Annotated in this window: 7 protein-coding genes; 6 read left to right on the top strand and 1 reads right to left on the bottom strand. The window is 62.3% G+C overall.

Features of this window, described 5'->3' with window-relative positions; all coding sequences use genetic code 11:
- From JWR14_RS07660 to JWR14_RS07675, 4 genes are all read left to right on the top strand, one after another.
- On the top strand, positions 1–1,367 hold a 1,367-nt coding region (locus JWR14_RS07660), incomplete at its 5' end, for an efflux RND transporter permease subunit (RefSeq protein ID WP_299703946.1).
- A gap of 2 nt (positions 1,368–1,369) precedes the next feature.
- A complete protein-coding gene (locus JWR14_RS07665) occupies positions 1,370–2,881 on the top strand; it encodes an efflux transporter outer membrane subunit (RefSeq protein ID WP_299703962.1) in 1,512 nt (503 codons plus the stop codon).
- 245 nt (positions 2,882–3,126) lie between these two features.
- Positions 3,127–3,372 carry a hypothetical protein gene (locus JWR14_RS07670; RefSeq protein ID WP_299703950.1) on the top strand — a complete coding sequence of 82 codons (246 nt, stop codon included), beginning with the start codon at positions 3,127–3,129 and terminating at the stop codon, positions 3,370–3,372.
- Between the two features lie 212 nt (positions 3,373–3,584).
- A complete protein-coding gene (locus tag JWR14_RS07675) occupies positions 3,585–4,217 on the top strand; it encodes a LysE family translocator (protein ID WP_299703953.1) in 633 nt (210 codons plus the stop codon).
- A gap of 206 nt (positions 4,218–4,423) precedes the next feature.
- Here the strand turns inward: JWR14_RS07675 and JWR14_RS07680 are convergent, their stop codons facing one another.
- Positions 4,424–5,662 carry an MFS transporter gene (locus JWR14_RS07680; RefSeq protein WP_299703965.1) on the bottom strand — a complete coding sequence of 413 codons (1,239 nt, stop codon included), beginning with the start codon at positions 5,660–5,662 and terminating at the stop codon, positions 4,424–4,426.
- A gap of 186 nt (positions 5,663–5,848) precedes the next feature.
- Here JWR14_RS07680 and JWR14_RS07685 point away from each other — a divergent pair, with 186 nt between their 5' ends.
- Both JWR14_RS07685 and JWR14_RS07690 read left to right on the top strand, forming a co-directional pair.
- Positions 5,849–6,775, top strand: coding sequence for a LysR substrate-binding domain-containing protein (locus JWR14_RS07685; RefSeq protein ID WP_299703956.1), 927 nt, complete (start codon positions 5,849–5,851; stop codon positions 6,773–6,775).
- The gene (locus tag JWR14_RS07690) at positions 6,772–7,968 is read left to right on the top strand and encodes a YbfB/YjiJ family MFS transporter (RefSeq protein WP_299703959.1); all 1,197 of its coding nucleotides are present in this window, start codon (positions 6,772–6,774) and stop codon (positions 7,966–7,968) included. Before JWR14_RS07685 ends, JWR14_RS07690 begins: the two co-directional genes overlap by 4 nt.
- The last annotated feature ends 135 nt before the right edge of the window (positions 7,969–8,103 follow it).

Below are 8,103 nucleotides of genomic sequence, written 5' to 3' on the forward strand. Positions count from 1 at the left end.
CTGAATACCAGTACACGCTGACAAGCGATGATTCCGCCGCGTTGTTCGAGTGGACGCCCAAGCTCGTGACTGCGCTCAACAAGGATCGCAGCCAGCTGACCGACGTCAACTCGGACCTGCAGCAAAATGGTCTGCAGACCTACATCAATTTCAACCGCGCCACGGCGGCTCGCTACGGCTTCGCGCCGAACCAGATCGACAACGTGCTGTATGACGCGTTCGGCCAGCGGACTGTATCGACTATCTATAACCCGCTCAACCAGTACTTCGTCGTGATGGAAGTGGCGCCGGAGTACTGGCAATATCCGCAGACGCTCAACCAGATTTTCATGAGCACGGCGGCGGGCAATCCTACGGGCTCGCAGCAGACGCAAATGCCGGGTGGCACGGTCACCGGCGTGACAGCCGCGAGCGCAGTCGGCGCGACGTCGAGTGCGTCATCGAACACCAATTCGTTGAACTCGAACGCGCAAGCCAACGCGACCAACAACAGCATCTCCAACAGCAAGGGCGGCAGTTCGAGCGGCAGCGCGGACAGCACCTCGGCCGAAACGATGGTGCCGCTGCCGGCGCTCGCCACCTACGTCAACAACCATACGTCGACCCAGGTGAACCATCAGAGCGGGCTGGTGGCCGCGACGATCTCCTTCAACCTCCCCGCCGGCGGTTCGCTCAGCAAAGCCCAGGTGGCGCTCGAAAACGCGCAACGCGAAATCGGCATGCCGGCCAGCGTCCACGGTGCGTTCGCGGGCGCGGCGCAAGCCTACGCGCAGTCGATGGGCACGATCCCGCTGCTGATCCTCGCTGCGCTGGGTGTGGTCTACATCGTCCTGGGAGTGCTCTATGAAAGCTCGATTCACCCGCTCACGATTCTCTCGACGCTGCCTTCGGCCGGTATCGGCGCGACCATCGCCCTGTTGATTTTTGGCACGCCGTTCTCGGTGATCGCGTTGATCGGCATCATCTTGCTGATTGGTATTGTCAAGAAGAACGGCATCATGATGGTGGACGTGGCGATCCAGTTGCAACGCAACGAGGGCATGGCGGCCAAGGACGCGATTCATGCCGCCGCCGTCGTGCGTCTGCGGCCGATCATGATGACTACGTTCGCCGCCGTGCTGGGCGCCGTGCCGCTCGCGATCGGTATCGGCCAGGGCGCGTCGCTGCGTCAGCCGCTGGGTATTACCGTGATGGGCGGCCTGATCCTGAGTCAGGTCTTTACGCTGTACACCACACCGGTGATCTACCTGTACCTGGACCGGTTGCGCTTCAAGCTCGTCAAGTGGTCTTCCGGATTGCCGTGGAACCGGCAAGCGGATCAAATGGGGCCGCCGGAGCAATCGGGGCAAACGGATACAAAGGCATGAAGATGAAGATTTCCTCCAAACCCCTGGCCGCCGCTGCGGCTCTGCTGCTCGGCGGCTGCTTGGTCGGTCCCGACTACCACCGGCCGCAGGTCAGCGTCCCTGCGACCTTCCGCGAACTGCCCGGCTGGACCCAGGCCGAGCCGAATGCGAGCGGGCCCAAGGGCGCGTGGTGGACCGGCTTCAACGATCCGTTGCTTGACGAGCTCGAACCGCTGGTAGCGGTCTCGAACCAGACCGTGGCCCAGGACTACGCCAATTACCAGGAGGCGCTCGCCGAGGTCAAGGTTGCGCGCTCCGGCCTGTTTCCAGTCATCGGCGTGACAGGTTCAGGCACCCGGCAACGCAGCGCAACCGGCACGACGAGCACTAGCGCGAGCCGCAGTTTCGGCAACTTGCAAACGGTGAACAACTCAGCGTCGCTCGAGGGCAATGTCAGTTGGGCACCCGACCTGTGGGGCTCGGTGCGCCGCACGATTGAACAGAATGCCGCGACCGCGCAGGCGAGCGAAGCGACGCTCGCGAATGCAACGCTCTCCGAACAGATTGCGCTCGCGACCGCCGTGATCCAATTGCGCACCAGCGACGCCGATATCGACTTGCTGCAGCAAACGGTCAAGGCGTACCAGCACTTCCTGAGTGTGGTGTCTGACCAGGACAAGTTCGGCACTGTCGCACCTTCCGACGTGATCACGGCGCGCACCCAGCTCGAAACCGCGCAGTCGAACCTGATTGCGCTCGGCGTCGCACGCGCCCAAAACGAGCATGCAATTGCGGTGCTGATCGGCAAGAACCCCGAGGATCTGGTCATCCCGCACAGCACCGCGATGCCCACCTTGCCGGCGATTCCGGTTGGCGTTCCTTCGACCCTGCTGCAGCGCCGGCCCGATATAGCGACGGCCGAACGCCAGATGGCGTCCCAGAACGCCGCCATCGGGGTTGCGGTCGCGGCGTATTACCCGACGGTGTCTCTGTCCGCGCTGGACGGCTTTACGCAGTCGCCGTTGGGCGGCTTGCTGCGCGTGGCCAATTACGTCTGGTCGCTGGGTGGCAGCGCGACTGAAACGCTGTTCGACGGCGGCGAGCGCACCGGCGAAGTTGCAGCGGCCAAGGCGGCTTATCAGGCGGCCGTCGCGAATTATCGCGGCACCGTGCTGACCGCGTTTGAAGATGTCGAGAATGACTTATCCGGCTTGCGTATCCTGGCCGAGCAGTCCGACGCGCTGGATGCCGCCGTGCGTGATGCAATCCGTGGGGCCGAGATTGCCTTCAACGAGTATCAGGCCGGCACCGTGGACTACACGACCGTGGCGACCGCCCAGGCGACCCAGTTGAACAATCAGCAAACCGCGTTGAACGTGCAGCAGACGCGGCTGCTTGATGCCGCTTCGCTGATCGGCGATCTGGGCGGCGGCTGGTCGGACAGCGCGCTGCACGATCCGCGGCATCCGGTGGAAGCGGAGACCGCGGCAAGTGCTGCGAGTGCGGTGAGCCCCGTGAGCTCGGCTGGTCAATAGCGAGCGGTGGGCCACGCCGGGTCCATTGCCGACGCTTCCCACCGATGCGTATGTCCATGGCCCGGTTGGCCGGGCCATTGCCGGCGGTCTGTACTGTAGCGAGCTTGCTCCGTGCCGTGGGGAAGGCAATCAGCAACAACACGACTCCGGCCATCAACACGACCGCAAGCCCGATCAACCCAAGCTCCGCGCTTCCCGTCTGCATCTTGGTCCAACCCACGAATGCCGGACTCACGGACCCGCCCGTGCCACCGAGACTCGTGATCATCGCAATGCCACCAGCCGCCGACGAGTGCGGCAGGAACGTCTGGGGTATCGTCCAGAACACGACGAAACAGCCATACGATGCCGCCGCCGCGAAGGCGAGCAGGCATACGCCGATCGTTACGTTGTGGCCAGCCGCCGGCAACAGCGCAAAGGCGAGTGCCGTCACGGCCGCGCTGCCCGCCACGTGCCGGCGGCGCTCCATCATCCGGTCTCGCGGTCGCTGAGCCAGTGAACCTCCGCGGGCGAATCGCCGAGATAGAAGAAAGCATAGATTCCAAGCGTGACGGCGGGCACGCCTTCCAGTAGGAAAAGCCACTGCCATCCGGCAGTTCAACGACCGTCCGCGAGTCCGCTCCGCCCATTGATGCCGCCTTTTAATCGATGGCATTATTCGTCTACGGTTATCCCCATCCGAAACGGTTCAGCGAGCCCGCGAATGTCCTTTCATACCTGGTTTCTTTTCGCAATAGCGTATCTGGTCACCACTATTTCTCCCGGACCTAACGTCCTGCTCGTCATCCGCAACACCGTTCGATTCGGCAGCCGTGGCACGGCTGCAACCATCGCAGGCAATCTGCTGGCTCAGTTGGTCGTCGTGGTGCTGGTAGCGCTGGGTGTTGGCGCGGTGCTTGCAGCCATGCCCCCGCTGTTTCTCGCCATGAAGGTCATGGGAGCGGTTTATCTCATGTTCCTTGGCGTAAAGCAGTTGAGAAGCGGTAGACGTAAAGCGGCCGCATCCATCGACACACTGCCCACGCACGCTCTCGACAAGCGCAAAATTTTTCGGGAAGCATTATTGGTTTCGGGAAGCAACCCCAAGACATTGATCTTCCTTTCTGCTTTCATGCCGCAATTTATCGCGCATGACCAGCCGCTGCCGGCGCAGTTCATCGTGATGTATCTGACCGTGGCTTGCACCGTGGCGTTGGTTCATACCGTCTACTCGTTCGGCGTACGCCGTATTCATGACGGGCTTGGCGCCGGTCGGTGGATTGAAGCGCTCAAGCGTTGCAGTGGCCTGGTCTTCTTCGGTCTGGGTATCAAGCTTTTAACGGCGAAGCAGGCTTGACGATTCGCCGATGGCTGCAGGTATGCTTAGCGGGTTAGTCGTCGTCGGAGAGGCAACCGGTCGTAGCGATAAAGAGAAATCCGATTCGCGCAGACCACAAACACCTCATTGTCGGAATGGGACGATGCCCCCGCTACCGGCCCGTTTTCACTCATGGAAAAGGGTTCGCGGGAACCCTCCTCCGCCGAGAGGCACAGCATCGATGATCACCCCACCGGCCGGGTTCTCGCCCATCGATTCAATCCGGCGCAAACAAGCAATAACGAAGCCGTGACGAAGAACACGGCGCGCAAGCCGATGTGCGCACCAATCTGCCCACCGATCAGCGGCCCTATGACCTGCCCGCTGAACTGCGCCGACTGCAGATAGCCGAGCGTCTTGCCGGAATTGTGATCGGCAACCGCGTGGCGGATCTCCTTGGCTATCGAAGGAAGCAGTCCCGCGAGTGTCATGCCCATCAAGCCGCGAAGAATGGCCAACTGCCACCATTGGTGAACGAACGCCTGCGGCACCATCACCACGCTGGTCGCCACCAGACACCCGATGATAACTTTCGAGCTGCCAATGCGATCAGCAAGCGCGCCGAAACGGGCAGCCGTCAACATGCTGCCGAACGCCGATGCCGCCATCACGATCCCGGCCATACGCGCGACATGGTCGCCCGGCACGCCGAGTTGGCCGATATAGACAGTGATGATCGGCTCGATCGACATGTTGGCGAGCAACACCATCATGGCCGTCACCAGCAGCGCGACGATCACCATGCGATTGATTGTGGGAGGCAATGCCGCGCCTGCGTCGGTCCGCTTTTTCACATCGGTCGTACGATCGAAGTCTTCGCGCACAACCACGATGGTCAGCAGCGCAGCCACGGCGATGATCGCACCGCCCACGAAGAATGTGCCGCGAATACCGACGTAAGTCGGCAGGAAACCGCCGACCAGCGGTCCCACGAGATTGCCCGCGAGCGCACCCGTCGACAGTACGCCTAATGCCCACCCTGCGCGCTCGCGCGGCGCCTGCGTGCCGACCATGACGATCGAAGCGGAGGCATACCCACCGATCAACCCCGCGATCAGCCGCAGCACGACCAGCTCGGTCAGGTTATGAGCAAGGCCGATCAACGACATGACGATGGCCATGCCGACCGCCGCGCGGATCAGCATGGGCTTGCGGCCATAGCGGTCCGCCAGGCGTCCCCAGAGCGGCGCAGTAATCGCGGTGCCGAAGAACGTTGCGCCGAATGCGACACCCGACCACTGCACCACCGCCGCCGGAGAACTCACGCCCAACTGCTGCACATACAGCGGCAGGAACGGCAGCAACATGCTGAGACTGAGCAGCGTGGTAAATGACCCGAATACGCAGACAAATAGATTGCGCCGCCAGTACGGCGCGTTGCGTTCGGCATAGCTCAGCCGTGGGACATGGCCGTGCGGCGGCATAAGTGAACTGGTTGCTGGATGACTGGTGGCTTGATCCATGGGAGCCTCGAAACGTTCTGTCAGGCGTTGGGCGATGGCCGGGCGCACAGGCGTCGATCCGGGTCACCATCGCAAAGAAGTAGACCGCTTGCATATTATCTCAATTTGGGAATATTATGTTTACATCGTTCTCTAATTGAGATTTTTATGGATCACACCAGTCTCGAGATTTTTCGCGTCGTCGCCGCCGAACTCAGCGTGACCCGCGCGGCCAAGCGGCTCGGCCGCGTGCAGTCAAACGTGACCACGCGAATCCAGCAGCTCGAGGAAGAGCTGGGGGTGGCACTGTTCCGGCGCGACGGCAACCGTCTTTCGCTGAACACTGAAGGCGAACGTTTTCTCGGCTACGCCAACCGCATGCTCGCACTGGCCGACGAAGCCCGACAAGTGCTAAGCCCGCAAGCGCCCTCGGGCACGCTGAGAATTGGCAGCATGGAAAGCACGGCTGCGGCTCGTCTTCCGGGACCGCTTGCCGCCCTTCACGTCCAGTACCCCGAGGTCCAGCTCAGGATTTCGACGGCACCCTCACGACAATTGCTTGAACAGGTTCGCGGCGGTCTGCTCGACTGCGCGTTCGCGGCGCTGCCGCCCTGCGGCGAGATGACGACAGCATCGGATCTGGAGGCAGCCGGGCTTCGCGGCGAACCGGTCTTTCGCGAAGAGATCCTGCTTGTGCTGCCGCGCGGACATGCCGCTGTCCGCAAGGGCACGGATATCACCGTGCGTTCGCTCGCTGCGTTCGCAGAAGGCTGCAGCTACCGCGTGCTTGCCGAAGAGTGGCTCGGTCAGGACAGGTCGCCGCTCGATATCCAGGAGGTTGGGTCGTACCACAGCATGCTTGCGTGCGTGGCGGCTGGCGGTTGCGTATCCCTCGTGCCGCGCAGCGTGCTCGAGTTGCTGCGAGAACCACCCGATTTCCGCACCCAGGTTGTGGCGAAGGTGGACACATGGCTCGTCCATCGAAACGGATACGAGACAGCAGCGTTCAACGCGCTGCGCGAAGCGCTGGTGCCATTTGTGTCGAAGCTGTCGAAGCCATCCAGGGATCAAGCAGCAAGGAGAAAAACATCATGAGCACGATTCGCCAGGTTTCATCGACTGCAGGCCAAGGCATGGCGGCACTGGTCGCCGCGCTCGTCATGGCAGTTGGAATGGGGTTCGGACGCTTTGCGTTCACGGGTATCTACCCGGTGATGGTCAGCGATGCCGTGCTGACCGTGCATCAGGGCACGCTCGCCGCATCAGCGAACTACGCGGGTTATCTGGCCGGCGCCCTGCTGACCGCCGCGGTGCATCCGCGACACTCGCGCAGGCTGTGCATGCTTGCGCTCGCGGGCATCGTGGTGTGTCTCGGGGTGACGGCGCTGTTGAGTGCGCCCTGGCTGATCATCGCGATGCGCGGCATCACTGGCGCCGTCAGCGCAGTCACCATGGTCGCGGCTTCGCTCTGGTTGCTGCAACATCGCGGTCATTCGAGCGGCGCTCCCATGCTTTATGCGGGTGTCGGCTTGGGCATTGTGCTGTCGTCGGAAATGCTGATCGCGGGACGTGCGTTCGACCTGCATAGCGCCGGGCTTTGGTGGGTGTTGGCAGCGGGCGCGTTGATCCTCGGTGCCATCGCGCTGCCGAGTCTCGATGCACACCCGGTTGAAGCCTCTGGCACGCGTGCAACCGTGCATGGACACGAGTCCTTTCCTGCGCTCGGTGCGGGACGGCTGATCGCGCTCTACGGACTGGCGGGCTTTGGCTACATCATCACCGCGACCTATTTGCCGTTCTTCGTCAGGAACGCAGTGGGTTCGATCGATCCCATCCAGGTCTGGGCGTTGTTCGGCTTGGGCGCGGCTCCGTCGTGCTTCATCTGGCACGCACTCCATATGCGCCTTGGTACACGGCGCGCGCTGTTCCTGAATCTCGCACTGCAAGCGGTCGGCGTCATCTTGCCGGTCCTGTTGCCGAACCCGGTTGGATACCTCGGCAGCGCATTGATCGTAGGCGGTACATTCATGGGCACCACGACAATTGCGATGCTCGCGGCACGCCGGGTCGCGCACACGATGCGCATGAGCATTCTCGCGGTGATGACCGCATGCTTTGGCATCGGGCAAATCGTGGGACCGCTTGTGGCCAATGCGATGTACGCACCGCATCATTCGTTCTCGGGGTCGTTGGAGACGGCGGCTGCGGCGCTGGCCGTGGCGGGCCTGTTTTGCATACGTCTGGGCACGTCTGATCAGGAATCTGCCGCGGTTCAGCATCAGCACTAGTGTGCTCGCCTGGCTTCTGGAAAGATCCATTCGTGGCGTTTTCGGAAAAACGGCATCGTGAGCAGGAAAAGTCGGCCGGCGCTACGAACGCGAGATCCAGTTTAGCCGGCCTACGGTACACAGCCACGCAGGTGG

It is taken from the genome of Caballeronia sp. (assembly GCF_028292365.1).
Taxonomy (GTDB): Bacteria; Pseudomonadota; Gammaproteobacteria; order Burkholderiales; family Burkholderiaceae; genus Caballeronia.

Bases quoted from the DNA above. Each gene is read 5' to 3' on its own strand.
- JWR14_RS07665 (WP_299703962.1), top strand. From the start codon at position 1,370: ATGAAGATTTCCTCCAAACCCCTGGCCGCCGCTGCGGCTCTGCTGCTC.
- JWR14_RS07675 (WP_299703953.1), top strand. From the start codon at position 3,585: ATGTCCTTTCATACCTGGTTTCTTTTCGCAATAGCGTATCTGGTCACC.
- JWR14_RS07680 (WP_299703965.1), bottom strand. From the start codon at position 5,662: ATGCCGCCGCACGGCCATGTCCCACGGCTGAGCTATGCCGAACGCAAC.
- JWR14_RS07685 (WP_299703956.1), top strand. From the start codon at position 5,849: ATGGATCACACCAGTCTCGAGATTTTTCGCGTCGTCGCCGCCGAACTC.
- JWR14_RS07690 (WP_299703959.1), top strand. From the start codon at position 6,772: ATGAGCACGATTCGCCAGGTTTCATCGACTGCAGGCCAAGGCATGGCG.